The organism is Streptomyces sp. NPDC097129 (assembly GCF_055668065.1).
Window position 1 is genome coordinate 255612 of the sequence record NZ_JBVOQE010000005.1, and the last position, 24963, is coordinate 280574.

General features: G+C 70.6%; 24 protein-coding genes and 1 pseudogene. 12 read left to right on the forward strand and 13 right to left on the reverse strand.

Annotated features, from left to right (window positions below; translation table 11 throughout):
• Positions 1-37: 37 nt before the first annotated feature.
• Positions 38-823, reverse strand: coding sequence for an alpha/beta fold hydrolase (locus AC0B9F_RS17295; RefSeq protein ID WP_472003420.1), 786 nt, complete (start codon positions 821-823; stop codon positions 38-40).
• 255 nt (positions 824-1078) lie between these two features.
• Positions 1079-2539, reverse strand: coding sequence for an APC family permease (locus AC0B9F_RS17300; protein WP_472003422.1), 1461 nt, complete (start codon positions 2537-2539; stop codon positions 1079-1081).
• Between the two features lie 109 nt (positions 2540-2648).
• Here AC0B9F_RS17300 and AC0B9F_RS17305 point away from each other — a divergent pair, with 109 nt between their 5' ends.
• Together AC0B9F_RS17305 and AC0B9F_RS17310 are read left to right on the forward strand one after the other, a co-directional pair.
• Positions 2649-3257: a TetR/AcrR family transcriptional regulator gene (locus AC0B9F_RS17305; RefSeq protein ID WP_472003424.1), complete on the forward strand. Its 609-nt coding sequence runs from the start codon at positions 2649-2651 to the stop codon at positions 3255-3257.
• Positions 3248-5212 carry an oxidoreductase gene (locus AC0B9F_RS17310; protein WP_472003426.1) on the forward strand — a complete coding sequence of 655 codons (1965 nt, stop codon included), beginning with the start codon at positions 3248-3250 and terminating at the stop codon, positions 5210-5212. The genes AC0B9F_RS17305 and AC0B9F_RS17310 overlap by 10 nt, the downstream gene beginning before the upstream one ends.
• Positions 5213-5378: 166 nt before the next feature.
• On the opposite strand, the gene AC0B9F_RS17315 is transcribed toward AC0B9F_RS17310, so the two are convergent.
• Positions 5379-6407 carry a GlxA family transcriptional regulator gene (locus AC0B9F_RS17315; RefSeq protein ID WP_472003427.1) on the reverse strand — a complete coding sequence of 343 codons (1029 nt, stop codon included), beginning with the start codon at positions 6405-6407 and terminating at the stop codon, positions 5379-5381.
• Between the two features lie 132 nt (positions 6408-6539).
• Here AC0B9F_RS17315 and AC0B9F_RS17320 point away from each other — a divergent pair, with 132 nt between their 5' ends.
• Positions 6540-7433 (forward strand): dienelactone hydrolase family protein, encoded by an 894-nt coding sequence (locus AC0B9F_RS17320; RefSeq protein WP_472003429.1) that lies wholly within the window; start codon positions 6540-6542, stop codon positions 7431-7433.
• On the opposite strand, the gene AC0B9F_RS17325 is transcribed toward AC0B9F_RS17320, so the two are convergent.
• The 4 genes from AC0B9F_RS17325 to AC0B9F_RS17340 all read right to left on the reverse strand — a co-directional run bounded on the left by AC0B9F_RS17325 (position 7417) and on the right by AC0B9F_RS17340 (position 10924).
• Positions 7417-8673, reverse strand: coding sequence for an MFS transporter (locus AC0B9F_RS17325; protein ID WP_472003431.1), 1257 nt, complete (start codon positions 8671-8673; stop codon positions 7417-7419). The two genes, AC0B9F_RS17320 and AC0B9F_RS17325, sit on opposite strands and share 17 nt — an antisense overlap.
• Positions 8664-9164, reverse strand: a complete 501-nt coding sequence (locus tag AC0B9F_RS17330) for a MarR family winged helix-turn-helix transcriptional regulator (RefSeq protein WP_472003433.1) — start codon at positions 9162-9164, stop codon at positions 8664-8666. The genes AC0B9F_RS17325 and AC0B9F_RS17330 overlap by 10 nt, the downstream gene beginning before the upstream one ends.
• A gap of 34 nt (positions 9165-9198) precedes the next feature.
• Complete coding sequence (locus AC0B9F_RS17335; RefSeq protein WP_472003435.1) at positions 9199-9963, reverse strand: dienelactone hydrolase family protein; 765 nt, start codon at positions 9961-9963, stop codon at positions 9199-9201.
• Between the two features lie 130 nt (positions 9964-10093).
• On the reverse strand, positions 10094-10924 hold the full coding sequence (locus tag AC0B9F_RS17340; protein WP_472003436.1) for an SDR family NAD(P)-dependent oxidoreductase: 831 nt from the start codon (positions 10922-10924) through the stop codon (positions 10094-10096).
• Between the two features lie 473 nt (positions 10925-11397).
• Between AC0B9F_RS17340 and katG the strand changes: the two genes are divergently transcribed.
• Positions 11398-13590 carry a catalase/peroxidase HPI gene (gene katG, locus AC0B9F_RS17345; protein ID WP_472003437.1) on the forward strand — a complete coding sequence of 731 codons (2193 nt, stop codon included), beginning with the start codon at positions 11398-11400 and terminating at the stop codon, positions 13588-13590.
• Positions 13591-13810: 220 nt separating this feature from the next.
• On the opposite strand, the gene AC0B9F_RS17350 is transcribed toward katG, so the two are convergent.
• Entirely contained in the window at positions 13811-13984 is a 174-nt protein-coding gene (locus tag AC0B9F_RS17350; RefSeq protein WP_472003438.1) for a hypothetical protein, read from the reverse strand.
• 243 nt (positions 13985-14227) lie between these two features.
• Between AC0B9F_RS17350 and AC0B9F_RS17355 the strand changes: the two genes are divergently transcribed.
• A complete protein-coding gene (locus AC0B9F_RS17355; RefSeq protein WP_472003790.1) occupies positions 14228-14851 on the forward strand; it encodes a histidine phosphatase family protein in 624 nt (207 codons plus the stop codon).
• Between the two features lie 20 nt (positions 14852-14871).
• On the opposite strand, the gene AC0B9F_RS17360 is transcribed toward AC0B9F_RS17355, so the two are convergent.
• Positions 14872-15498, reverse strand: a complete 627-nt coding sequence (locus AC0B9F_RS17360) for a TetR/AcrR family transcriptional regulator (protein ID WP_472003439.1) — start codon at positions 15496-15498, stop codon at positions 14872-14874.
• A gap of 109 nt (positions 15499-15607) precedes the next feature.
• Here AC0B9F_RS17360 and AC0B9F_RS17365 point away from each other — a divergent pair, with 109 nt between their 5' ends.
• Together AC0B9F_RS17365 and AC0B9F_RS17370 are read left to right on the forward strand one after the other, a co-directional pair.
• A complete protein-coding gene (locus AC0B9F_RS17365; protein WP_472003441.1) occupies positions 15608-16261 on the forward strand; it encodes a hypothetical protein in 654 nt (217 codons plus the stop codon).
• A gap of 388 nt (positions 16262-16649) precedes the next feature.
• The gene (locus AC0B9F_RS17370) at positions 16650-17453 is read left to right on the forward strand and encodes a polysaccharide deacetylase family protein (RefSeq protein WP_472003443.1); all 804 of its coding nucleotides are present in this window, start codon (positions 16650-16652) and stop codon (positions 17451-17453) included.
• A 211-nt stretch (positions 17454-17664) separates the two neighbouring features.
• Here AC0B9F_RS17370 and AC0B9F_RS17375 read toward each other — a convergent pair whose 3' ends face one another.
• Positions 17665-18084, reverse strand: coding sequence for a glycosyl hydrolase (locus AC0B9F_RS17375; protein WP_472003445.1), 420 nt, complete (start codon positions 18082-18084; stop codon positions 17665-17667).
• A gap of 208 nt (positions 18085-18292) precedes the next feature.
• Positions 18293-18676, reverse strand: coding sequence for an STAS domain-containing protein (locus AC0B9F_RS17380; protein ID WP_472003447.1), 384 nt, complete (start codon positions 18674-18676; stop codon positions 18293-18295).
• Positions 18677-18904: 228 nt separating this feature from the next.
• On the opposite strand from AC0B9F_RS17380, the gene AC0B9F_RS17385 reads away from it, so the two are divergent.
• Complete coding sequence (locus AC0B9F_RS17385; protein ID WP_472003791.1) at positions 18905-19315, forward strand: ATP-binding protein; 411 nt, start codon at positions 18905-18907, stop codon at positions 19313-19315.
• Positions 19316-19710: 395 nt separating this feature from the next.
• Positions 19711-20295 carry a HutD/Ves family protein gene (locus AC0B9F_RS17390; protein WP_472003449.1) on the forward strand — a complete coding sequence of 195 codons (585 nt, stop codon included), beginning with the start codon at positions 19711-19713 and terminating at the stop codon, positions 20293-20295.
• A gap of 61 nt (positions 20296-20356) precedes the next feature.
• On the opposite strand, the gene arr is transcribed toward AC0B9F_RS17390, so the two are convergent.
• Entirely contained in the window at positions 20357-20785 is a 429-nt protein-coding gene (arr, locus tag AC0B9F_RS17395) for an NAD(+)--rifampin ADP-ribosyltransferase (RefSeq protein WP_472003451.1), read from the reverse strand.
• 850 nt (positions 20786-21635) lie between these two features.
• Between arr and AC0B9F_RS17400 the strand changes: the two are divergent.
• Positions 21636-21986: pseudogene (locus AC0B9F_RS17400) on the forward strand (RHS repeat-associated core domain-containing protein); the annotation flags it as partial.
• 409 nt (positions 21987-22395) lie between these two features.
• Positions 22396-23430 (forward strand): tetratricopeptide repeat protein, encoded by a 1035-nt coding sequence (locus tag AC0B9F_RS17405; protein WP_472003453.1) that lies wholly within the window; start codon positions 22396-22398, stop codon positions 23428-23430.
• Positions 23431-23595: 165 nt separating this feature from the next.
• Here the strand turns inward: AC0B9F_RS17405 and AC0B9F_RS17410 are convergent, their stop codons facing one another.
• A complete protein-coding gene (locus AC0B9F_RS17410) occupies positions 23596-24120 on the reverse strand; it encodes an HPP family protein (protein ID WP_472003455.1) in 525 nt (174 codons plus the stop codon).
• A 255-nt stretch (positions 24121-24375) separates the two neighbouring features.
• Here AC0B9F_RS17410 and AC0B9F_RS17415 point away from each other — a divergent pair, with 255 nt between their 5' ends.
• A complete protein-coding gene (locus AC0B9F_RS17415) occupies positions 24376-24912 on the forward strand; it encodes a cysteine hydrolase family protein (protein ID WP_472003457.1) in 537 nt (178 codons plus the stop codon).
• The last annotated feature ends 51 nt before the right edge of the window (positions 24913-24963 follow it).

Here is a 24963-nt window from a genome sequence, read left to right on the forward strand (position 1 = left end):
CCCCACAGGTGGTCTCCGGATGGCCCGGCGCCCCGCTTCAGCGGCTCGCCGCGATCGCCTCCAGGAGGATGTCGGCGACGCGCGCCGGCTGCTGCAGGGGGAGCAGGTGCCCCGCCTCGGGCACGGTCACGGTCGTCACGTGCGGGCAGGCTTCCAGGCCCCGCCGCTCCCCTTCGGTGAGGCCGATCTCGTCGTGCTCACCGCGGACCACCCAGGCCGGAACGCCGGCCTCGCACAGCCGGGGCACCAGCGAGGGATACCGGTCCAGATACGCGTAGTATTCCCGCACCATCCGCCGGCAGACCTCCGGGTGGTTGTAGGCCATGGCCTGCTCCATGGTCGCCGCTTGGCGGGGCGGCAGGCCGGCGCGCATGGCCCGGGGCACGATCTTGAGCATGCCGCTCCACGCGAGCCGGCCGAGTCCCGGCACCCGTCCGACCGTGTTCAGCACGGTCAGCGCCGTTGCCTCGTCGCCGCGCGAGAAGGTCGGAGAGAGCAGTACCAAGGGGCCCGTGAACAGGCCGGCGGCCGCCATCTCCAGCGCCACGTTCGCGCCCAGGCTGTGCCCCGCCACGATGTCGCAGCGTTCACGGGCCGCGATGTCGGCGAAGAGACGGGCGTAGTTCTCCATGCTGACGTCGTCGGGGGGCCGCGTGCGCCCGAAGCCGGGCTGGGTCACGGCCACCAGATGAACGGCAGCCAGCGCCTTCTCCACCATGAGGTCCGTGTAGGCCGCGGTGGTGCACATGCCGCCGGGGATCAGCAGGGCGCGGTGGGCGCTTTCCGCCGGCCCTGTCCGGGTCACGTCCCAGGTGACACTCACGTTTCCAGGCTGCCAGAGGTACGCCGACCGCGCATGCAGAGTGTACGGCCCGTCACGGACCCGCCCTCGTTGCACCGTGCCACCGGGAGGCCGTCCGTCAGGCGAGGGCGTAGTCGGACAGGCCGGGTTCCAGCAGGGCGAAGGCCTGGGCACTACGGCGTCGGCGAAGGCGCGCCGCAGTGATCGTCCAGTTCGTCGAGTGGGCTCCTCCTGAACCCGGCTGACACCAGCGCTTCCGGCACCGACGACGCTTCCTCAGGTGTCGGTGCGGACGGCCCGGACCTCGGCGGGCGGCAAGGACTCCTCCGGTACGGCCGGCGTCTCGATGCGCCAGGCGATGCGCTCGCGGTCCTGCACGAGTCGCCGGTAGGCGTAGAGGACCACGGACAGCAGCAGGATGCCCACGCCGACCAGCGTCTCCGTCGTGCCGCCATAACCGGCGAGGGAGGGATGGCTGACGCCGACGAAGACGATGAGCAGGTTGAAGGCGAGCAGCAGCCAGGCGACCGGGGTCCATATCCGCCCGCGCCTGATCGGCCGGGGCCAGTGCGGGCGGTCCCGGCGCAGCAGGAGAAAGGCCGCAACCGCGAGAGTGATCGCGACGAGATAGCCGAAGTTGCTGGCCACGAGGATCGCCAGCGGTTCCCCGAGCAGCAGGACGACCAGGGTGTTGAGGACGGCGTCCAGGGTGAGCGCCCGGCCGGGCACACCCCAGCGGTTGAGATGGTCGAGTTGACGCAGCGTCATCTTCTCCTGGGCCAGGCCGTACAGTGCCCGGCCGCCGTCGGCGGTGGTGGACACCATGCCGAAGAACATCGAGATGATCAGTACGGCGACACCGAGCGTGGAGAAGCCGCCCAGCGCCCGTTCGAGAGCGACGGCGAAGGAGCCGACGGGATCGGCGCGGAAGGCGTCCTCGCCGATCGAGCCCACCATCGACAGCGGTACGACGACGAAGAGCGCGAGGGCCACCAGCGACGTCCAGCGCAGCGCCCTCGCCGTGTCGCGGACGGTGTCCCGGTACTCCGGTGCGAACGAGGCGCAGATCTCCGTGCCGTACGTGGTCCACGCGGTGACGTAGAACCAGACCGCCGGCGTCATCCAGTCGCCACCGTGGTACCAGGTCAGCCGTTGGGCGTGCCAGCTGCCCGGGTGCATCAGGGGAGCGACCGCGACGACGGCGAGCGCGGCGAGCACGATCGTGGCGATGACCTTGGTCGTGCGGGCGGCGAGCCGGGTGCCGAAGTAGTTGCAGGCCCATCCGGCGACGATCGCCCCCACGGCCACCCCTTCGGTCAGCCCGAGACCGCGGCCCAGGACCTCGATGTGGCCGGAGTGCGGGAACCACTGGGTGCGCACCAGCGCGCCGATCGCCGCCGCGTTCACCGCGATGCTGAACGACCAGCCGATCCAGTACCCGAAGGAGGCCACGGCCCCGAGCGGGGCGCAGTAGCGCTTCCAGCCTTCGGTGGCGTAGCGGCTGACGCCGCCGGACATGTCGGGGAACATCGCGGCGGTCTCCGCGAACAGCATGTTCTGCAGCAGGCCGATGACCGCGCCGCCGACCCACAGCGCGATGGCGGTCCAGCCGCCGACCGCACCGATCCCATAACCCACCGTCAGCAGCAGGCCGTTGGGAATCACCAGGGCGATGGCGAAGCCGTCGCGCCAGGTGAGGGTCTTGCGCAGTTCGGGGGAGCCCTGATCGTGGTGCACGTCGATCGCCCTTCTCGAGGGGACACGGCATTGTGTTGGGCGTCACAATAATGCGTTATTATTGAACGGCAAGAGGGGTGACGAGAACATGGGGCGGAGGGGAGTGGTCATGGACGAGCAGAGGGAACGGATCCTGCGGGCTGCGGCCGAGGTGCTGGCCGAACGAGGCTTCGACGCGGGCCGGTTGCGCGATGTCGCCACGACGTCCGGTGTGTCCATCGGGGCGCTTCAGCACTACTTCGAAACCCGCGACGCCCTCTTCCGCGAAGCCTTCTCCTGGTCGATCGACGATCTGATCGGACGCTGGCGCACGGCGGCCGCCGACGCGACCAGCGCCTGGCGCCGCTTCGAACTGCTCGTCACCGCGCTCACCACCGATCCCACCCTCAGCCGGCGCTGCGCCACCTGGACCGAGTTCTGCGCGAGCGCCTCCCGCCGCGAGGAACTGCGCGACGGCGTACACCGGGTTCATGCCGAGTGGCAGGCGCTGATCCACGACATCGTCCAACAGGGCGTACGGAGCCAGGAGTTCACGCCCACCGTCCAAGCCGATCTCGCCATCGGTTCACTGATGGCCCTGGTCGACGGCTGCGAAATGGCCGTGGCGTCCGGATCCGGACTCACCGCCGAACGCTACGCCGAGCTGATGCTCGGCACCGCACGCGCCCTGCTCGGCGTGCGCGCCCAGACGTCCAGGGAGGGCATTCCATGGGAGTAGGGTTCCCGCACCTGTTCAGCCCCTTGCGGATAGGCAAGGTGACCGTGCGCAACCGGATCCTGTCCTCGGGCCACGACACGGTCCTGGTCAGGGACGGAGAGGTCACCGACGAGCTGATCGCCTACCACGAAGCCCGCGCGAAGGGCGGCGTCGGGCTGGTCGTCCTCCAGGTCTCGGGCGTGCACGAGTCCGCCCGCTACACCACCCATGTGCTCATGGCCACCGGCGAGGAGTGCGTCCCCGGCTACGCCCGGCTCGCGCAGGCGGTGCAGCGGCACGGAGCGAAAGTCTTCGGCCAGCTCTTCCATCCCGGCCGGGAGATCCTGGAGTCCGGCGACGGCAGCGCACCGGTCGCCTGGGCGCCCTCGGCGACACCGAGCGAACGCTTCCATGTCATGCCGCGCGCCATGACCGAGGCGGAGATCCGCGAAGTCCTCGACGGCTACGGCCAGGCGCCCCGCCGGCTGCGGGAGGCCGGGCTCGACGGCGTGGAGATCGTCGCCAGCCACGGCTACCTGCCGGCGCAGTTCCTCAACCCCGAGGTCAATGTCCGTACCGACGGCTGGGGCGGCGACCGGCAGGGCCGGCTGCGCTTCCTGCGCGAGGCGCTGCTGAGCGCACGGACAGCGGCCGGAGACGGCTTCGTGGTCGGCCTGAGGATCTCCGGCGACGAACTGAACCACGACGGCCTCAGCAGCGAACTGGTCCTTCAGTCCGTCTCCGAGCTCGACGCGGACGGACTCGTCGACTACGTCTCGGTGTGCGCGGGCAGCTCGTCCAGCCTGTCCGGGGCCCAGCACATCGCCCCGCCCATGTTCCAGCCCGCCGGCTACACCGCGCCGCTCGCCGCCAAGGTGCGCGCCGTCGTCGGTGTCCCCGTGATGGTCGCCGGGCGGATCAACCAGCCGCAGGAAGCAGAGCAGATCATCGCGAGCGGCCAGGCGGACGCCTGCGCCATGACCAGAGCCCTGATCTGCGACCCCGACCTGCCGGCCAAGGCCGCGGACGGCCGCGCCGAGGAGATCCGCGCCTGCATCGGCTGCAACCAGGCATGCATCGGCCACTTCCAGCTCGGCTACCCGATCTCCTGCATCCAGCACCCCGAGACCGGCCGCGAACGCCGCTTCGGGGTATTGCCGGCCATCACGCGGCGCAAGAAGGTGCTGGTGGTCGGCGGTGGACCCGCCGGTCTGAAGACCGCGGCCGTGGCCGCGGAACGCGGTCACGAGGTGGAACTGCACGAGGCGGGACGACGCCTCGGCGGTCAGGTCCTCCTCGCGCAACTGCTGCCGGGCCGCGCCGAGTTCGGGGGAGCGATCACCAATCTCGAGGGCGAGGCGCGCCGCGCCGGAGCCCGCATCGTCCTGGGCTCACGGATCGACGGCCCGGCCGTCGCCGCAGCCTCGCCGGACGCCGTGGTGCTCGCGACCGGAGCACGGCCCCGCCGGCCGCGCCTTGAGCTGATCGACGAGCCCGTGGTGCTCGACGCATGGACGGTGATCCGTGGCGGCGAAGTGCCGCGCGGACGGATCGTGGTGGCGGACTGGCGCGGCGACTGGATCGGCCTCGGCGTCGCCCTCCAACTCGCGGGCCAGGGGCGGAAAGTCACGCTGTGCGTCACGGGCTTCGCGGCAGGCGAGCACCTGCAACAGTACGTACGGACCGCCATGCTGGCCCAGGCGGCACGGGCCCGCATCGACGTCCTGCCCAACGTCCGGCTCTACGGCGCCGACAGCGACACCGTGTACCTCCAGCACACCCTCACCGAGGAGCTGGTGCTGCTGGAAGGGGTCGCAGGCGTCGTCCTCGCCCAAGGGCACGAGCCGGTCGACGACCTCGACCCGGTCGCCCTCGGCGTCCCGGCCGACCGTGTCTTCACCGCCGGGGACTGCGTCGCCCCGCGCACGGTGGAGGAGGCCGTCCTGGAGGGGCTGACGGTAGCGGCCGGACTGTGAGCCCTCGCGCCTAGTGCGGGGGCCCCACCTACGGCCTGAGCAACTCCACCGAGTTCGCCGGACTGCGCGCCCAGGTGCCCCACGCCGTCCACCCCACCAAGCCCGAGCACGTCGTACGGCACCGCTTGCAGCCGGGCGACGTCGCCCGGCGGGCCGCGCGAAGGACCTAGACGCCGCCGTCCTGGCCCGACTCCCGGTCCGTGCGGCGAAACGCGGTCCGGTAGGCGCTCGGGCGGTGACCGGTGTGGCGGGCGAAGAGGGCGGCGAAGGTGCCGGGGTCCTGGTATCCGACGGCCGCGGCGACGGCGGCGACGGTGCGGTCGGTGTTCTCCAGTAGATGGCGGGCGCGGCGGACCCGGGAGGCCTGCAGATGGCTCAGCGGGCTGTGCCCGGTCTCCTCGGCGAAGCGGCGCAGCAGGGTGCGGGTGCTGACCTGGAAGGCGGCCGCGAGCGCGGTGAGGTCGTACCGCTCGGCGAGGTTCTGGTCGAGCCACCGCATGACCCGCTGGGAGAAGTCCCGGCCGGGCTGCGGTAGGAGCCGAGGATCGACGTACGGGGTCTGGGAGGTCCGTGCGTCGTCGACGAGCGTGAGCCGCGCGGTGGCGCGGGCCACCCGGGTGCCGTCGTGCCGGCGGATCAGGTCGAGTGCGAAGTCGTACATGGCGCTGAAGGCGGCGGTGGTCGTCACGCCCGTGTCGGTGACGACCAGGTGCTCGGGCCGTACGTCGGCGGCGGGGCAGCGCCTGGCCAGTTCGCCGGCGTGCAGCCAGGAGGTGGTGGCCCGGCGCCGGTCGAGGAGCCCGGCCTCGGCGAGCAGGAACGCGCCGACGCAGAGGGAGACGACGGCGGTCCCGGCGGCGGCCTGCGCGCGGATCTCCGCGACCTCGGGGGCCAGCGGGGCGAGCCGCGCGTCGAGGTCGGTGTCCGTGCGCAGTTCGAAGCCGGGGACCACGAGGACGTCGACCTCCCGCAGGGGCCGTACCTCCAGGCTCGCGCCGCCCGAGGCGGTGACCTGGCGGCGGGGCGAGACGACGGAGACCTGGTAGCCGGGCGTGTCCGGTCCGGCGATGTGCCCCGCCATCGTCAACAGGTCGGGAACACCGAACACTTCGGACGCGAAGCAGCCCGGGTAGGCCAGGACCCCGACCCGCAGCGCACCCGCTCCGGAGCCCGGACGGGCACCGTCAAGCGTCATCGCCACCCCCTGGTGTCCCGGCCCCGGTCGCCGCCCGTGTACCGCTCGTCTCCCTCGCGTGTGGCGACATTACCCCCGGCCCTGGCGATCCCGCCCCTCACCCGGCGGTCGGCCGCAGGACAGGCTGGCTCCATGAGCAACGACGACCCCATCAGCGATTTCACCCGCCGGAGCGTGGCCGTGGAGGGGGTGGAGAAGACGGTGTACGTGGCCGGGGCCGGGCCCGCGGTGGTGGTGATGCCCGAGATGCCGGGCATCAGTCCGGACGTTCTGCGGCTCGCGCGCTGGGTGCAGGACGCGGGCTTCACCGTCCATGTGCCGTCCCTGTTCGGGACGGACGGCGCCTTCCCCACGGTCGAGGGCGGCCGGGAGGTCGTCCGCCGCGCCTGCGTCAGTGCGGAGTTCCGCGCCTTCGCCGGGGGCGGCACGAGCCCGGTGACGGTCTGGTTGCGCGGCCTGGCGCGCCAGGCGCACACCGCATGCGGCGGGCCGGGGGTGGGAGCGATCGGCCTGTGCTTCACCGGCAACTTCGCCCTCACCATGGCCCTGGAGCCGGCGGTGATCGCCCCGGTGGTCAACCACCCGTCGCTGCCCCTCGACGATCCCGCCGGCCTGGAACTCGACGAGGCGGACGCGCGCGCGGTGCGCGACCGGCTCGACCGCGACGGACTCACCGTCCTCGCCTACCGCTTCGAAGGCGACCGCTGGTGCACGGGACAGCGCTTCGCCGCCTACCGCGCGCTGCTCGGCGACGCCTTCGACGGGCGCGTCCTCCCGGACCGCGCCGCCAACCCGGCCCCGCCGCCCTTCTTCGCCGACCTGGTCGGCACGCCGCACAGCGTCGTCACCGCCCACTTCGTCGACGAGGCCGGTCACCCCACGGTCCACGCCCGGGACGAGATCCTCGCCTTCCTCACCGACCGCCTGCACCCGCATCCGAACCGGCCCGTGCCCACCGTCCGACCGAACCCTGGCCGGCCGGACACCGGCCACAGGCGGGACGGCAGGCTCATGGGCCGGCCGTAGCTGTGCGTACCGACGAGGGCGCGGCGGACCTGCGCAGGTCCGCCGTCGTGGCGCCCACCATGGCCACGGCGACGAGGCACAGCAGGCCACCGCTGACCAGGGCTGCTGCTCCCGAGGTGGCATCTGCCACGAGGCCGGCGCGCATGTTGCCGATGTCGGGTCCGGCTTGCCCAACGATCTGTTCAGCCGCGCTGACGCGGCCCAGTAGCGCCTGCGGGGTGTGCATCTGGATCACGGTGCTGCGGGAGACGACGCAGACGGTGTCGGCCGCCCCGGCCAGGACGAGGAAGACCAGACCGGTCCATGGGCCGGGCGAGACCCCGAACAGCGTCAAGGCGGCGCCCCAGGCGGCGGAGCCGCCCAGCATGACCAGGCCGGGGCGGGTGAGACGGGTGAAGGCGCCGGAGAACAGGGACGCCGCAACGCCACCGGCGGCGACGGCCGTGAGGAACAGTCCGAGGGTGCGCGGGTTGCCGTGGAACCGTTCGGTGTTGATCAAGGGGAACAGGCTGATGGGCATCGACAGCACGGTGGTGGCCAGGTCCGTGAGCAGAGCCCCCCGGATGACCGGGGTGCGGCCCAGGAAGGCCAGGCCGTCCCGTAGTCCACGCAGTCCGGGCCGGGCAGGCGTGTCTCCGGGCTTCATCGGCGGCAGGCCGAAGGCGCCGTGGAGCGCGGCGACGAACGTCAAGGCGTCGATCAGGTAGCAGGCGCCGACTCCCAGCCCGCCCACGATCACACCGCCGAGGGCGGGGCCGATCAGCATGGCGCCCTGGAAGGCGATGCGTTGCAACGCCAGCCCCGCGGCCAGTTGGTGCTTGGGCAGAAGGCGCGGAACGAACGTGCGCGAGGCCGGGCCGCCGCCTGCGGCGAAACAGGACTGGAGGGCGAGGAGTCCCAGGACACCGGCGGCGGGGACGGACCCGAGGAAGCCCTGGAGCGCGAGGAGGAGCGCACACAGGGCTTGTCCGCTGGTCGTGAGCAGAGAGAACTTCCGGCGGTCCACTCGGTCGACGAGTGATCCGGCGAACAGCCCGAGCGCGATGAGCGGAATCGCCTGTGCCAGCCCGACGGCGCCCGTCCACGCGGGGCTCTTCGTGGCCTGCCAGACCTGGAACATGACCGCGACGAGCGTCATCTGGCTGCCGAAACCGGACAGGGTCTGGCCGATCCACAACCGCCTGAACGGTGGTGACGACCGTAACGGAGTCACGTCGATCAGCGTGCGCTTCAGCCCCATGCGGGATCCTCGGCCAGCTTCTCGGTGATCCGGTCGTGGAGGCTCTTGCGTTGCAGAGCTCCCTCGATGTCGGTGACGACCCGGGAGAGCGGGTAGGGGATCTCGGCTTCCAGGTCGGCGAGGGCCGCCTCGGTGGCCCGCCACTCCGCGGCCAGGCGATCGACGACGCGGCGGGCCTTGGCGGTGAGCGTCACCTTCCTGGTGCGTGCGTCGTCGCCCACGACGGTCCGGACCCAGCCGGCCGCGCGCATCGCGGCGACCTTCTGGCTGAGTGCCGAGTGCGTGCGCTGGACCGACTCGGCCAGTTCCGCGATGGTCATGGGCCCGCAGGAGTGCAGCCGGAGCAGCTCCATGACGAAGCTGGGCTTGAGCCCCTCGATCTGCTGCCCCGAGTGGACGCGGGCGATGTCCGCGTCCATCGACGCCTGCAGCAGACGCAGGGGCCGCCAGAGGCTCTGCTGTGTCGGGTCGAGGGGGTGCGGGTCGGCCATGCGGCGCATCGTAACAGCGCTTATATAAGTGCTGTTACTTTTCTCCCGTTCCGCTCAACGACTGGTCGGCCCCCCGCTCCGTGACGGGCAGGCACTCGGCGAGCAGGCCGACGATGTCGTGCCAGGCCCGCTGAGCGTGCTGCGGGTGGTAGCCGACGCCGGGGACCACGGCCGTGTCGGCCGTCGGGTGATGGAAGGCGTGCAGGGCTCCGCCGTAGACCATGAGGCGCCAGTCCACGCCCGCGGCCTGCATCTCGGCGGCGAACGCGTCCCGTTGCGCGGGCGGCATGATCGGGTCCTCCGATCCGATCCCCGCCCACACCGGGCAACGGATGCGCGCCGCCTCGCCCGGTCGGCCCGTGGTCAGCGCGTTGACCGTTCCGATCGCGCGCAGGCCGACGCCGTCGCGCCCGAGTTCCAGCGCGATGGCGCCCCCGGTGCCGTAGCCGATCGCGGCGATCCGGTCGGGGCCGGTCCGCGGTTCGGCACGCAGCACATCGAGTGCCGCGTGGCCGATACCCCGCATCCGGACGGGGTCGGCGAGCAGCGGCATCACGCGCGCCAGCATCTCCTGCGGGTCGCTGAACCAGCGCCCGCCATGAAGGTCGAAGGCCAGCGCGACGTACCCCAATTCGGCGAGGGCGTCGGCACGGCGGCGCTGGAAGTCGTTCAGCCCGGGCCCCTCGGGCCCGATCAGGACCGCGGGCCGGCGATCGGCACCGGCGGGGAGCGCGAGGTGCCCGATCATCGTCAGACCGTCGGCCGGGTATGCGACCGAACGCGTGGTGACCGTCGTCATGTCATCGGACCGTAGTGATCGTCGAACCCGGGCGGGCCGATCTCTGCTCTGGGCAGAGCACGGGCGCCTGAGGCGGCACCTCGGCGAAGTGCCGTTCTGTCTCACCGTGCGCCCGACTGCCCGGAAGGACTCAGGGCGCGGTGTCGCCGGAGGCGTTGGTGCGGGGGCCGATGTGGTGGTCGAAGCCCATCGTCCCCGGGTCGAGGGCCGTCGTCCCGCCGTCGATGGTGAGGACCGCGCCGTTGACGTAGGAGGCCGCCGGGGAAAGCAGCCAGTCGATCGCCTGGGCGACCTCGCGTGGCTCACCGGGCCGCCCCATCGGCAGGAACCCGGTCGCCTCCCGATAACCGTCCTCGATGCCGCCGGGCAGGCCGGCCTCCTGCGCGAACCGCGCCATGCGCCGGTCGGCCATCTCCGTGCGCACCCATCCCGGGCACACCACGTTGGCGCGCACCCCGCGGCGGCCGTAGTCGACGGCGACCGAGCGGCACAGCTGGAGCAGGGCCGCCTTGGAGGTGGCGTAGGGGGCGTTGCTGGTGCCGTTGCGCAGCGCGGAGACCGAGGCGACGGCGACCACCGCCCCGTGGGACTCCAGCAGACGCGGAAGCGCCGCGCGCAGCAGCAGGAGCGGCCCGGTGACGTTGGTGCGCATCACCTCCTCCCAGTCCCGCAGCGTCAGGTCTCCCACGCTTCCGCCACGCCCGATGCCCGCGTTCAGTACGACGCCGTCGAGCCGTCCGTACGCGGCGACGGCCGCCTGCACGAGTTGCTCGGCCGCCTCGGGCTCCCCGACGTCGCAGGGGAACGCCAGCGCCCCCGTCTCCCGCGCGAGCCGGTGCAGGGGTTCGGGGCGGCGTCCGCAGACGACCACATGGTGTCCCTCTTCGCGCAGCAGCCGGGCCGTGGCCTCCCCGATGCCCGTCCCACCGCCGGTCACCACGATCACCCGCTCGTCCGCCACCGCTGCCGCACCCCCATGTCGAGATCACCGGACCATCCGGCCCCGACTCTAGATCCAGAGCTTGCAACGCCGACGAGTTTCGGCCAATGCCCCACGGTGGCCGCCGGGCATCCCGGCGCCGGCGAGATCGTCCCTCGGGCGGGTCCAGAGGCCGTCGAATGGATTCGGCTTGTGCCCCGAAAGCCGGCGCGGAAGCAGTAAGAGCCACCGGCGCGGAAGCAGTAAGAGCCACCGGCGCGCAAAGAGGAAGACCTGGCCCTCCTCTCACGTCTTTGCCAGGGGGGTGCTCTGCGTGTTCCATAGCGGTGTGGTCCGTGGTGCGCGACGATACGGACGCGGCACAGCACATAATCCAGCCGGCGGGCGCCATGGCGCGTTGAGCGTGCAGGTCGACATGCTCGGCGGCAGTGAACGGAAACGACACCAAGAGCAGCAGCCGGCCAAGGAACACCGAGACAGGAAGAAGGACGGGCATGTCCGGCAGCGAAAGCGAGAACCCAGCAATCCCTTCCCCGACGCCCACGCCGACTCGGCGGCCCAGGACGAACCGGGACTGGTGGCCGAATCAGCTGGACCTCCAGGTTCTCCACCAGCATTCGCCCCGCTCCAATCCCATGGACGAGGACTTCGACTACGCGAAGGAGTTCGCGACCCTGGACGTCGACGCGCTGAAGCGTGACGTCTTCGAGGTGATGACGACCTCCCAGGACTGGTGGCCTGCCGACTACGGTCACTACGGGCCGCTCTTCATCCGCATGAGCTGGCATGCGGCGGGAACGTACCGCATCGAGGACGGCCGTGGTGGCGGCGGCAGCGGCGCACAGCGCTTCGCACCCCTCAACAGCTGGCCGGACAACGCGAGCCTGGACAAGGCGCGCCGTCTGCTCTGGCCGGTCAAGCAGAAATACGGCCGTAAAATCTCCTGGGCCGATCTTCTGGTCTTCGCCGGAAACTGCGCCATGGAATCCATGGGATTCGAGACGTTCGGGTTCGGTTTCGGACGCCAGGACATCTGGGAGCCCGAGGAGATCTTCTGGGGGCCCGAGGACACCTGGCTCGGGGACGAGCGTTACAGCGGTGACAGGGAACTCACCGGTCCTTTCGCCGCCGTGCAGATGGGACTGATCTACGTCAATCCGGAGGGGCCCAACGGCAACCCGGACCCGATGGCTGCCGCCCGGGACATCCGCGAGACGTTCCGGCGGATGGCGATGAATGACGAGGAGACGGCCGCACTCATCATCGGCGGCCACACTTTCGGCAAGTGCCATGGCGCGGTCGACCCCAGTTATATCGGCCCGGAACCCGAGGCCGCCCCGATCGAGCAGCAGGGCCTCGGCTGGCGGAACACATACGGCAGCGGCAAGGGCCCCGACGCGCTCACCAGTGGTCTGGAGGGCGCGTGGACCCATGAGCCGACCAGGTGGGACAACGGGTACCTCGACAATCTGTACGGGTACGAGTGGGAGCTGACGAGCAGCCCCGCCGGCGCCCACCAGTGGACTCCCACGGACCCGGCGGCCCGCAGCACCGTGCCCGACGCCCATGATCCGTCGAAGCGGCACGCCCCCATGATGCTGACGACGGACATCGCACTGAGGGTGGACCCGGTCTACGGGCCGATCACGAAGCGGTTCCACGAGCACCCGGACGAGCTCGCGGTGGCGTTCGCCAAGGCGTGGTACAAGCTGCTGCACCGCGACATGGGGCCCCTGTCGCGTTACCTCGGCCCGTGGATTCCCGAGCCGCAGCTGTGGCAGGACCCGGTCCCCGCGGTCGATCACGACCTGGTCGGGGACGAGGACATCGCTGCCCTCAAGAGCAGGATTCTCGCATCGGGCCTGTCCGTCCCGCAGCTGGTCACCACCGCCTGGGCGTCGGCGGCAAGCTTCCGCGGCACCGACAAGCGCGGCGGGGCGAACGGGGCACGGATCCGGCTCGCGCCACAGAAGGACTGGGAGCTCAACGACGTCCCCGAGGTGAGCGAGGTACTGCGGACCCTCGAGCGGATCCAGCAGGACTTCAACGACTCCCAGACCGGCGGAACGCGGGTTTCCCTCGCCGACCTGATCGTCCTCGGCGGGTGCGCGGCCGTCGAGCAGGCCGCGCGGGACGCCGGGTACGACATCGCGGTCCCGTTCGCACCGGGGCGTACGGATGCCTCGCAGGAGCAGACGGACGTGGACTCGTTCGCCGTTCTGGAGCCCAAGGCGGACGCGTTCCGCAACTACCTTCCGGCGGGAGAGAAGCTGTCGCCGGAAACGCTCATGCTGGACCGCGCCAACCTGCTGACGCTGACCGCTCCGGAGCTGACGGTGCTGATCGGCGGCATGCGGGCCCTCAACACCGGCTTCAAGGGGTCCCCTCACGGTGTCTTCACCCACCGGCCGGGAGTGTTGACCAACGACTTCTTCGCCAACCTGCTCGACATGGGCACGGAGTGGAAGGCGTCGGCCACGGACGAGAACGTGTTCGAAGGCCGGGATCGCGCCACGGGCGAGGCGAAGTGGACCGCCACCGCCGTCGACCTCGTCTTCGGCGCCCACGCCCAGCTCCGAGCCGTCTCGGAGGTCTACGCGTCCAAGGACGCGGGGGAGAAGTTCGTACGCGACTTCGTGGCCGCGTGGAACAAGGTGATGAACCTCGACCGGTTCGACCTCGCCTGATCCCCGCCTCCCGGTCGGCCCTGACCGGGAGGCGGAGGACGTGGCGCATGCGCGGCCTCAGAGAGGACCGCGCATGCGCCACCCTTGTCGTGAGAGGCCGTGTCGACGGCCGGGAGTGACTCCTGGACACGTCGAGCGTGTACGTCGAACGCACCCGGGCGTGCTGATCAGTGGGGGAGCGGGAGGGCTGCCCTGCGCGGCCTGGTCGGCGCGGACATCGTCAGTGCCCGAAGGTGCCCCTGGCCTTCTCCTTGGCGGAGCGGGCCTTGCCGCGGGCTTCCAGCGCAGCGCCCTTGGCTTCGGTGGTCCTGTTGCCGGCCGCGTGGGCCACTTTCCGGACGACCTTCCCGACAATCTGCTCGGCCTCGGCCTTGACTCTCTCTCCGGCGCTCATGTCGGTCCCCTTCCTGGATCCCACCATGCGCCTGCCCTTCAGGGCCGCCGGGAAACCGGAAACCCGTCCGACCAGGTGCCTCGGTCGAGCGCAAGCGACGAAGACTGCGGTGAGCGCCCGAACGGTGAGCGGATGGCCGGTGGGGCCATCCGCCCCCGGCAGCGGCCGGCTGGGGGAACCAGCGCCCTGGGGGCGGCGTCCACTGATACGCAAGATCGTCAGTGGGTGATGAAGGAGTTCGAGATGCCCGGTGCGGCCGCCCGTTACCTCTACCTTGTCCGGCACGGCGAGGCGTCGCCGGACGAGAGCGGACTGACAGAGGCGGGCCGACGCCAGGCCGCACTGCTCGGCCGACGCCTGCGGGATGTTCCCCTGGCTGCCGTTCACCACGGCCCCCTGCCGAGGGCCGAACAGACTGCACGCCTGATCGGCGACCAGCTGAAGGACGTCCCGGTGCACGTCTCCGACGTCGCCGGTGACTACGTGCCCTACATGCCGGACAGGGAAGAACTGCCGGCCGAATCGGCGGACTTCTGCCTCCGTTTCCTCGAGGGCGTCACGGAAGAGGAGCAGAAGGACGGAGCCGCGCTGGCCCGGCAGGCGATGGACGTGTTCACCGGACCGGTGGACGGTGACCGGGATCGGCATGAACTGGTCGTCACCCACAACTTCCTGGTCGCCTGGCTGGTCCGGGACGCCATGTATGCGCCGAAGTGGCGTTGGCTCGGCCTCAACCACGGCAACGCGGCACTCACCGTCATCCGTTACGCCCCCGGCCGACCCGCCTCCGTCCTCGTCTCCAACGACATGCGGCATCTGCCCGCCGAGCTGCGTTGGACGGGCTTCCCGCCCGAGGTACGGATCTGAAAGCGCCGTGGACCGTAAGTTCAGCAGAGCGCCGTGAAGCCGGTGCAGAGCAGTCGGATGCTCCGCGCGAACTTCTCGTCCGGGTCCAGGCGTGGGATCAGCGGGCCCATCACCAGCGGGAACCGGGCGCACAGGTCGGCGTAGAGCTCGCCAGACACGTCCGGTGGCGCCGTGGGCTGGTTCTGCTCCTGGAGCACGAATCCGGTGACGTGGCTGAGCAGGGTGTCGGCGGCGATGCCGCAATGGCCGGCGGGCAGCCCGGCGTCGAGGAGGGTTCGCAGCAGGCGTTCCATCAAGGACAGGGCGCCCGGGCTGAGCATGCCGGGGCTCTCGGCGAGGAGTTGGGCACCGCCGGGGTGCTGTTTGATGCTCAGCCGCAGGGCGGTGGCCTGGGCTGCGACGCGATCTGGCCAGTCGGCGGCGGACGGGAGGGCGGCGAGAGCGCTGGTTCCGGCGTCGTACGCCTGGCGGCAGACCCGGTCGGCCATCAGGGCGAGCAGCTCGTCCTTGCCGCGCACGTGGTAGTACAGGCTGCCCGCGTGGGCGTCCAAGCGGTCGGCGACCTGCCGCATGGACAGGTTCTGGTAGCCGACCTCGGCGAAGACGGCCATGCCAGCATCGACGATGCGCTCCTTGGTGAGCTTCATGCGTCCCACCGTACAAGGTTTTCCAACACCGTTCGAAAAGTGTGCTAGGTTCGCGCCATCAGGTTTCGAACGGTGTTGGAAATGCCGTAATCAGGGGGAGGGGCCAGACATGGGGGCGATCGTCTTCAATGTGACCACGGCCGCGCTGATGGTCATGATGCTCAACTGCGGTGTGGGTGTCGTCGGTCGCGACACCTTGCGCGGGCGGCCGCTCCCGTGGGCGGCGATCGCGCTGACCGCGCTCGCCGTCGCCGGGGTGGTGCTCCAGCTGGTCTGGTCCGGCGCCATGGACGCGCTGGACGCGGACCCCGCCAAGTCCGGGTGGTGGCGTGAGTTCACCTCGGTGTTCATGCAGAACGGTGGCCTCTTCGGCGGCCTGTGGAACCTCGTCACCCTCGCCGCCGTCGCCGCGCTCGCCCAGTGGTACTGGGGTGGCTCGCTCACCCTCGCCTTCTTTGTCGCCGGCATCGTGCTGCCGGGCCGCATGGACACGCTGTTCGGCTTCGGCGACGGACCCAGCACGGACCCCCGCAACTTCGCCGGAAGTTCAGGAGCCACCTACTTCCTCGGCGCGACCCTCGCCCTCGCCTTTCTGACCCGCACCCGCCACCCGAAGGAGATCGCCCTGGCGGTCGGCGTCCCGGTGCTCGGCCTCGCCATGTGGCTCGCCCAGGACAACGGCCACGGGCTGGTGTCCGTCTACGGATTCGCCCTCGCTGCGGCGGTCTGGGCCGTCCGCCGCCCTGTGCCTCGCACGGCCTGACCCGCGGCGCCGCGCGCGGCCGCGCGGGCTGGACCGGCCTGCTGCCTCTCGCCGGGCAAGGCTGCCCGGCAGTCTCGCAGTGCCGAAGCTCGCGGCCGCGTCGTCACCTGTTCCCACCTCGCAGCCCAGTAGTCACATGATCAGCCGCGTAGGGCCCAACGGGTGCGGTCTCTCGCCGGCGCCTCGCCAACTCGCCTTCTGCGCAAACGGATTCGGGATGCGCCCTGCTACGTGCGGGTTGTTGGATGCCGGGTTGTCGTGAGATCTTTCCCGGGATCTGTCCCTGACCGGTAATGGACGCATCCTTCGGCCGCCTTTTCTTGTCTTGCCTGGTGGCCGCCCAGCGGCCCGGGGACAGGTGGGGTACTGAGCGGAAGCAGGGACGAGCATGTCGCGTCATGGTGGCGGGCGGGGTTGGTACGGCAGGACGGTGGGGGCGGCGCTGGGCGTGACGCTGCTGGCTGCCGGTGCCGCGGTGTGGACCGCACAGGCCGGTCCCGTGCGCGGAACTGCGCCCCGGGCGGCGGCCGCTCCTGCAGCTCCGGCCCCTCCGACTGTTCCGGCCGTGCCCGGAAGCACGCTCCGGCCGGTGGAGCGGAGCATCGCGCACGCCTCGGACAAGGGCGCACGCGGCGTCAACATCACCATCGACGACGGCCCCGACCCCGTGTGGACGCCTCAGGTCCTCGACGTGCTCGCGCGCTTCGGAGTGAAGGCCACGTTCTGCATGGTGGGGACGCAGGCCCAGGCTCACCCGGATCTGGTGAAGCAGGTGGTGGCCGCCGGGCACCGCCTGTGTGACCACACGGTGTCGCACGACACCACGATGGACTCCAAATCCCAGGCCTACCAGTCGCAGCAGATCCTCGACGCGGAACGCATGATCACCGAGGCGTCCGGGGGAGTGGAGCCGGTGTACTACCGGGCGCCCGGCGGGGCGTTCACCCCCTACAGCCGCACACTGGCCGCCTCCCGGGGGATGCGTCCGCTGGGCTGGAACGTGGACTCCAAGGACTTCGAACGGCCCGGCACGGACGCGATCATCTCCACGGTGGAGCGTGAGCTGCCCAACGGGCCGACGATCCTCTTCCACGACGCGGGCGGCAACCGCTCGCAGACCGTCGAAGCCCTGCGCAGGATCCTGCCCCGGCTGAAGGAACAGGGCTACTCTTTCGGCTTCCCCGTGCGCTGAGCCTGGGCCTCGGCCACCTACAGCGCTTGAGGCCCCCGCCCGTCGCCGACAGCATCGGCGACGGGCGGGGCGGTGGCCTTGGCCGGCGGTCGGTTCTCGGCCCCGCAGGCCCGCGGCAGACCGGACTCGGCTGACGCGCTCACCGTCCAACGGAACCGAGCCGGTGTCACGCCGCTCACGGTCGAGCAGTCAGAAACCGCCCGTCAGCCGCTCAGTACCAGCTGGTGCAGGTGATCGCTGTGTTGTAGCCGGAGTCACCGCAGGCGCGCATCAGCTTGCCGTTGCTGTCCCGCCACGCCTCGGTCCAGACGCTGCCTCCGCTGCTGATCTCCGTCCAGCCCAGCTGCGGCTCCCAGGTTCGGCCGCCGTCGCTGCTGCGGTCCACCCAGACGTGCATGCCCGGCGCGCCGCCGACGATGCGGCCCCATGCGCAGGTGCTGTTCCCCGAGCCGTTCACCCGCAGCTCGATGCCCTGGCCCCTGCCGCCGAACGCGGTCCGCACAGTCCGGCCGTTGTCGTTGTTGCAGCCGTCGGCGGCGCTGGCCGACGAGGCGCCGGCCAGGGTCACCAGGCCGGAGAGCAGCGCCGCGGCGGAGAGCGCGGCCGCCGCCTTCTTCGTCGTACGCATCATTCGGTCCCCTCGTTCACGGCCAGAGGCCGTCGTGGTTGGTGATCGAAGTCTGCGCATGCGGAGAGTCGGTGCCCACCTCAGACACCATAGGTTGACCGCCGGAAATGCCAGGTGTTATGCCGATATCAACGACGGCACCCGCCCAGCCGCGGCTCAGTCCCCCTGAGACTGCCGCCCTCCGTCGTCCGTCGTCCAGCAGGCGGAGCGGTCAGGGTCTGAGGGCGTCCTCCAGGGTTGGGCGGCAGTCGATGAAGGTGTCGACCCCGACGAGTTGGAGGATGCGCAGTACGGGCGGGGTGGGTGCGACCAGGCGCAGCCAGCCCCCGGCTTGGGCGGCGGCCTGGTGGACGCCGATGAGGAGGTTGACGCCTGTCGAGTCCATGAAGGTGACCTGACGCATGTCGATCACGGTGCGCGGCGGCCCAGGAACCCTGGTGACATCCAGGGCTTGGCGGAGTGTGTCGATGGTGTGGTGGTCGATTTCTCCGGCCGGGGCCAGCACGTGGACGCCGTCGGTCTCGGTGGTGAGGACCGACAGCGCACCTGGCTGTTGCCCGGTGCGTTCGGGATCCGTCCTTCGTCCGTCAGCCATGCCGTGATCCTGGCACAACCGGACCAGCCTTCGAAGTGCTGGGCCGCGTGGTTGACGTGATGTTGTTGCAGTCCAGGCAGTGCCTTGGGAAAACTGAGCATGACTGGTTCGAGCGGGGGTATGCGCGTGGGCGTGAACGTGGTGAAGGCGGCTGTGGTGGAACCAGCTTCATTGGGCGAGGGCGGACCGGGCGAGGACGGCACCGCCCCTGACGAGCACACCCTCCAGATGGCGGTGGCCCTGGACGGCGACGGCTCGGTGATTGCGCGCGCCCGTGATCTGGCCGCCCGCTTCCTGGTGCGGGTGCAGGCCGAGCACGGCGTGCCCGTCTCGCAGCGTGCCATGGAGGTGACGCAGCTGGTGGTGAGCGAGCTGGTCACCAACGCCCGTAAGTACGCGCCCGGTCCCGTACTGCTCAATCTGCGCATCGCCGGGGACGTGATCGAGACGGCGGTGTGGGATTCCGACCCGGTGCTGCCGGTGGCTCGGGCCACGGACGCGGGGCGGGTGGGGCAGCACGGCCTGGAGATCGTGATGGCCCTCGCCCACGGCTTCGAAGCGCAGCGCGAACCGGTCGGCAAGCGCATTACCGCCCGCATCGCCCTGTGGGAAGAGCCCGGAGAAGGCCCCCAGCGGTGACCCTCCCGCAGAGCAGCGCGGACGCTTTGTGATCACAGGAGCCAGATCTGGAATCCCAGACACAAGCGGGCTGACATACCTGGCGTCGGGCTCATGACCTGATGCTTCATTGGTCCATGAACGTGACTGCGAGCCCGAACTCGGCGTGGACCTCGATGTTGACGACCGCACCGCACGAGTTGGCACCCGGACGACCCACCGGGTCCTGACACCAGGGTCGCGACGGACAGCCGGGTGTGACACGGGATCAGGAAGCCCGTGGTGCGCGCACCGGCTCAGCGCCTCCGGCCCCACCAGCAGGTCGCCAGGCTGCGTACATCGGACAGCCGCAGCCTGGCGACCCACGTCCACCCCGGCCGAGGCCCGGTCCGCCCCGATGAGAAAGAGATGCCGACGTGTCCGTGTCCGTACTGCGCTGGGCTGACTACCCGTGCATGCCCTGGAAGAACGGCTTCGGCAGCACACGGGAGGTGGCGGCCGCACCCGCCGGTTCGGGGCTGCCGGACTTCGACTGGCGGGTCAGTATCGCCGATGTCTGCGCCGAAGGGCCGTTCTCCCCTTTTCCCGGTGTCGATCGGGTGATCACGCTGATCGAGGGCCCCACCATGGTGCTCACCGTCGACGGAACGGAGCACCGGCTCGCCCCCTTCGCCCCCTTCGAGTTCTCCGGGCACGGCACGGTTTCGTGCCGCCTGCCCGACGGGCCCACCCGGGACCTCAACGTGATGACCCGGCGCGGACGCGCCGAGGCGTCCGTGGCGGTGACCGGCGTCTCGGCGCCCCGCGAACTCACCGCCCAGTCCGGCGAAGCCCTGCTTGTGCTGACGCTCGGCGGTCAACTGGCGCTCTCTGCGGGGGTGTCGGGTGAGGTGGCCCTCGAACGACTGGACGCGGTGTACCAGGACGGACCCGGCGGCATCCACATCCGGGGACGCGGTACCGTCGCCGAGATCCGTATCCGCTTCAGTGCTGATCTCTGACAGGCCGCGGGGGCCGGCCCTGCGGTAGCGGGCCGCGAGGTGCGGGGCGCTCCGTACGAGGTCAGTCCAGGATCGTGGCGATACCACGGCGACGAAGTTCGGCCAGCCCGTCCACCATGGCCTCGATCTGCTCGGGGGAGTGTCCGACCCAGTCCGTGAGCTCCGACACCACGCGCACAGGCTCGCTGGTGCGATAGGAGCGGGTGGGGTTGCCCGGGAACCTCTTGTCGGTGACGTTGGGGTCGTCCTCCAGTTCACCGGTCGGCTCCACTACGTAGATGCGCCCCGGTCCGTCCCCGGTTGCGAGCTCGGCGCCCCACACGGCGGCATCCAGGGTCTCGGACATGTAGACGTGGCGGGCCGTGCGCCCTTCTTCGTAGTTGGACGCGTAACCAGGGACCAGCAAGTCCCCCGGAACCAGGTCCGCCTTCGTACCGTGCAGGTAGGTTCCCGCCTCGTACACCTGGAAGGGAACAGGGACGCTGGGCATGGATGACTCCTTCGGTCTGAGCTCGGACTGACAGACAATCACAGCAGCCACTGGTGCCTACGCGGGGAGCGGGCAATGGCGCGATCAGCGCCCAGCAGCTCATGACATACACCGCGAACAAGCCGACGGCACCGGCTTTTCTGCGGGCGACCTGCCGGGATGCTCCAAGCTTGGGTAAAACCACCCTTGTATTGAGCACGTAAAGATCCTGCGCTTCCCTTATGTGCGTTCCCCCCTCCGGGCAAGATCGTTAATGTCCCTGGGTGCGACGGCGACCTCCTCCTGGGGCCAGACCGACCTGCCGACCGACGCGACCGCTGTGTTCCCCGCCGACCAGGTGCCCGCCGGCAACGACGGCGCCGCTCTGGCCGCCACCGACTACACGCGGGCCGGCATCCACTACCTGGACGCCTCCGCCCGCGAGGTCAACGAGGCCACGCCCGGCAAGCACGTCACGGTCACCGAGTACGACACCTTCGGCAACACCGTCCGTACCCTGACCGCCGCCAACCGTGAACTCGCCCTCGGCGCGAGCACCGCGCAGCAGACCGAACTCACGGACCGCGGCATCAACGCGCTGTCCTCCGCCGAGCGCGCCCAGCTGCTGTCCACGACCGCCGTGTTCAACAGCACGGGAACGCAGGAGCCGGACTCCTACGGCCCGCTGCACCGGATCACCCTCGCGGCCGATCTGACCAGCGGGTCCACCACCCTCGCCGCCGCGGGCAGCCAGCTCATGGCGCGGGAGCACACGGTCAAGAGCTACGACACCGGCCGTCCCACCGACCGCACCGCGACGATCAAGGACCAGGTCACGCTGGAGACCACCGGCGCGCAGCCGCGGCTCGACGGGAGCCTCGCCGCCACCACCGGCAAGACCGGCGGCACGGTCCTGCAGCTGGCCAATCTGCACGGCGACATCGCCCTGCAGCTGCCGGCCGACACGTCGGTGGCGCCGACGGTGCTGGACTCCGACGAGTTCGGCAACCCGCGCGCCGGGCAGCCCGAGACCCGCTACGGCTGGCTCGGCGGCAAGGAGCGCTCGGACGAGACGATCACCGGCCTCACCCTCATGGGTGCCCGCGTGTACGACTCGGCCACGGGCCGCTTCCTGTCGGTCGACCCGGTCTTCGGCGGTAGCGCCAACGCCTACGACTACTGCTACGGCGACCCGGTCAACTGCTACGACCTGGACGGCCGCATGGCCGGCGCCTTCGTCGTCGCGGCGGCGGGCCTCGGCCTGAGCGAGGTGCTGATCATCCTGGGCGTGGCCTTCGTGGTCGCCCTCGCGGGTTACGCCTTCTGGTACGGCACGAGCGCGGCGGTGCACAAGCTGAGGGTCGCCTTCGCGCACCGCAAGAAGGACGAGACGCACAAGACGCAGGAGAACCGGAAGGGTCACCGCACGGGCAAGTCCAAGAACACGAGCGACAAGCACGACCGGGGCGATCGCCACGGCGGACGTAAGAAGTTCAAGAACCCGAACAAGCGCAAGAGCTGACGCGGAACGGCTCTGACCGTTCATGTCCCCGGGGCGTGTGCCATGCTGGCGCACGCCCCGGTGCCACGCGCGGACACGGGCCCATGCGGCAGTACGAGAGGACAACTTCATGCCGGAGGACAACATCGAGATCCAGGCGGAGCGACAGCTGTCGGCGGGCAACCACGCCGCCGCCCTGTCCCTCTATCTGGAGGCGTGGACCGGCCCGGACGACGAGGTCGCGGACACCATCCTGGATCTGGTGGAGGACTGGGGGGACACCGACGCCGCGCTGGAGTCGATGTCCGCCGCCGCGGCCGCGGGCAACGCCGGAGCCTACGAGGCCCTGGCCGATCTGCTGATCCAGCTCGACCGGCCCGAGGAAGCGGTGTCGGCCCTTCAGGAGGCGGACCGCCACGGCCGCGACGTGACCCTGTGGATCGCGGGGATTCTGGCGGACGAGATCGAGGACCGCCCGCGCGCCGAGGAGTACTACCGACGGGCGCTCGCCGAGAACCACCCGAACGCCCTCAACGACTACGGCGCCTTCCTGCGCGACGGCGGGGAGCGGCTGGACGAGGCCGCCGATCTGCTGCGCCGGGCCGTCGACCAGGGGGACACCATGGCGGCCGGCAACCTCGGCCGGCTCCTGCTCGACCAGGACAAGCCCGAGGAGGCCGTCGGCTGGCTGCGGCGGGCCCTGGAGGCCGGACACCGCTCCGTCCTGGTCGCGCTCGGCGAGGCCGAGAACGACACGGACGACATGGAAGCGGCCGGCCGGCACCTGCGGGAGGCACTGGAGGAGGACCTGCCCGGCGCGCACTTCGCCTACGCCATCCATCTGACCGACACCGGCGCCCTCGAGGAGGCCGTGCCCCACTATGTGGCCGCCCTCGAAGAGGACGAGGAAACCAACGCCTGCTTGAACCTGGCTCTGCTGTACGAGGAGCTGGGTCAGCCGGGGCAGGCAGACCGGCGTTACCGGGACGCGATCGAGTACGAGGACGAGGAGGCGTTCGTGCCCTATGCGCGCTTCCTCGCCGGGCGGGGCCGGGCCGAGGAGATCGACGCGCTGCTCACCCGGGCGTCGTCACTCGACATCGACCGGGAGGACCTCGCGGAACTGCGGACCCTCGCCGACAAGGGCGCCACCGCCGGCGCGTGACGCGTCGCTTCCCCCCACCCCACCCCACCCGCCACGCCCCTGTCTCGCCCGGACATCGCACGGACGAGACAGGGGCGTGGCGCATCGGTCCACTGAAGAAGGCCGGCTGGGGGTATCGGCGAAACACCCCCCTCTCACCCGGCTTCCGCCGATCGCGTCCGCTCGTCACCACCAGTAGACGGGGTAGCGAGGTGCGTGCTTGGGCAGCCCGGCGATGATCCCGCCACTGACCAGAAGCAGAGTCGCGGCGAGCAGAAGGGCGAGGAAGCCGAGCGGGGCGGGTGACTGGAGGACGACGATGACGGCGGTGGCCGCCGCCGGGGAGTGAGGCGTCCTGGTGATCATCATGGTGCCCAGAGCGAGGCCGCCCGCCAGTGCGGCAGCCCACGTCGAGCTCCCGAAGGCGGCCAGTACCAGATAGCCGCCGATCGCGGACAGCAGGTGGCCGCCGATCACACTGCGAGGCTGCGCCAGGGGCAGCTGAGGGGTGCTGTGCACGAGGGCGGCGCTGGCTGCGAGGGGCGGGATGAGCAGCGGCTCGTGCAGGACAGCGCCTATGGCGGCCAGCAGCAGAAGCACGGAGATGACGGACGTCGTGGCGTGCAGGGCGTGACGGTGTCCAGCGTGGGCGGGAGCGCGTCCGGCGAGCATGCGCAGGGCAGCCGGGCGGGGTGTGGTGTCGGTACTCATGAGTCTCTCGGGACCTGGGCCTGGGTGGCCCTGAGTGCGGGCAGGTGCGGAACGGTCCCGTGCTGTCGTGCAACGCGCCCCGTGGTCGACGTGGGCTGACCTTGCGCCGAGCATCCGATCGGGACGGCGCAGTCCTGCCCCTCATCCAACCAGGTGGGGGCGCCGGCACTGCGGGCGCCCCCCGTAGAGCTGCTGTTCCTGGACCAGCGGCCCGGTTGCGGGCCTCGAATGCCGAGCGATGGGAACCTTGCCGCCATGGGCAAGACCGCACTGATCGTCATCGACATGATCAACACTTATGACCACGCCGACGCCGAGCTGCTGATTCCCTCGGTCGAGTCGGTGGTGCCCGTGCTGACCGACCTGCTGGACCGGGCGCGGCGCCGCGGCATCACCGTGATCTACGTCAACGACAACTTCGGCGAGTGGCGCTCCCATCACGGCGAACTCCTCGAAGAAGCCCTCTCCGGCCCGCACGCCGGCCTGGTGCGGCCACTGCGTCCCGACGACTCCTCCCTTTTCGTGGTCAAGGCCCGCCACTCCGCCTTCTTCGAGACTCCGCTGGAGTACCTGCTGCGGGAACAGGGCTTCGAGGAACTGGTGCTGTGCGGACAGGTGACGGAGCAATGCGTCCTCTACTCCGCACTGGACGCCCACATCCGCGGTTTCCAGGTCGTGGTGCCCCGCGACGTGGTGGCCCACATCCACACCGACCTCGCCGACGCCGCGCTGCGCATGATGGAGCGGAACATGGGCGCGCGGGTGTGCGACAGCAGTGAGCTGTGGGCGTAGCGGCAGTCGCGTCCCGGAGTGCGCCACCGCCCGTCGCCGGCCAGGCTCCGT